This is a genomic window from bacterium, assembly GCA_040755795.1.
GTDB lineage: Bacteria > UBA9089 > CG2-30-40-21 > CG2-30-40-21 > SBAY01 > JBFLXS01.
On record JBFLXS010000632.1, the window covers coordinates 1 to 1674 of the forward strand.

Annotated in this window: 2 protein-coding genes; both read right to left on the reverse strand. The window is 40.7% G+C overall.

What is annotated here, in order from left to right; genetic code table 11:
* Window positions 1-645 precede the first annotated feature (645 nt).
* Complete coding sequence (locus tag AB1414_20445; GenBank protein ID MEW6609782.1) at window positions 646-1107, reverse strand: protein-export chaperone SecB; 462 nt, start codon at window positions 1105-1107, stop codon at window positions 646-648.
* Window positions 1091-1674 (reverse strand): type II toxin-antitoxin system MqsA family antitoxin (locus AB1414_20450; GenBank protein MEW6609783.1); only part of this gene is annotated, 584 nt, incomplete at its 5' end. The genes AB1414_20445 and AB1414_20450, both read right to left, overlap by 17 nt.

Genomic DNA, 1674 nt, shown 5'->3' on the forward strand with positions numbered 1-1674 from the left:
CTTTTTTATCTCCTGCTCGATAGTTATGTCCCAAATGTCTCATAAATGTCTCTTTTCACGTATAAAAGCCTGTGACTGCTATACTCCCCTCACCCCTTTGTTGCCTCTTTCGCCGTAATCGCCATTGATGCCTTTTGAGAGCCGACTGGCGCATTTGATTATATCCCTTTTGATCTTCAGCTCATGCCTGGTTTCAATGAGCCCTTTGAGCCCTTTATGAGCCGTTTTCTGGGACAAGGAGAAAATAGGTCAATACTTCTCTTGGTCCGCCGTACCCGATTGCAACAAAATTGCAACAACGTTTTTATTTGGCTGCAATTATAGCATTAATAAAACCATAATATCAGAGAGTTAGAGTGTGTCCTCTTCCTTTATTCGCACTTAACCCTGCCTAATTGCTAGTGATTGCAATGAACCTTTTTCAGCCCTGAGTACCACCTGGCTGCCTGTGTTACTCCGTATCATGAGGAAAAGAGGGATGTTGTTTCCTAATATAACAATTACTCGGGCTTTCTATTATGATTCTGAGCTTATGACCACTGCAATCGAAAAATCCACTTCGGCAAGCCCTACGTATTCCGGCCCATACCGAACAGTCATTCCGATAGAAGCCGAACGCCTGTTGTGATCGATGGCGGACACCCATTACGATTTCATGCCGGACACTTCTGTCGGTGTCCCTCTCTTTCTTCTTGAGTTCCCCGCCTGTGTTTTTTCCTGATTTTCATACATAGCAACAAAATTTACTGGATCAATATGAAAAGGCGGCATACCGGCTCTCCTAGCCAAGTCAGCAATAGACTCCCTTATGTAAGGGAAAATTATTGAAGCACAATTAATATGAGCTATCCTCTCCAAATCTTTCTTTGGTGGTACCTTTTGGAAATTAAATAAGCCCATCGTGGTCACATTAAACACAAACGGTTGGTTTTTGTTATCCGAAATAATGGAAACAACAACACTAACCATCTTATCTTTTGTTTCATAGGACACGTTTATACCGTAAGAGATATTTATGAGATTGTCCTTCGCTGGCTTGAAATCAGGATTCAAGGCAAAATGACTTTCAATTTGCTTAACATCAGCAATCTTAAACTTGAGTTCCATTTGTTACCCCTTCCGTTTGAATTGAAAACTCACTAGCCTTGGTCTTATATTTTTTCTTGAGATTTTTGTATTCCTCAAAATCAATTACCTTACTCTCCTCTTTATGCAAGGCAAACTTTCTTTTCTGGCTCTTCTGAATCACATTCAACGTGGATGGATAAGCATCCAAAATCCTCAAGAGATTATCCATTCCCTTACTTTGGCAGACCTGTCCGGATTCATATTTTGCAAAGCCCTTAGGCCCACCGCCTAAGATTTCCGCCATTTCTTCCTGTGTAAGATTAAGCTTTTTACGGATTCTCTTTATCTCTTCTCCAGTTAATAACTCATCAATCTTACGCTGGAAATCTTTCAGAATTCTCCCTGATTCTTTTAAGGTTGTCTTATCGACGATTGCCTCTCCACATTCACCGCACTTATAGGTGACATAATTGGGAACAGTTATGGTCTCGCCCTTATATTCGAAGGTTTCGTTACCAACTTGCTTCTTTAATGTCCCAACACCGCAGATAGGGCATTTCTGGGATTTCATTTTATTTATCTCCTTCCTCATCTTTCTTAAATTGA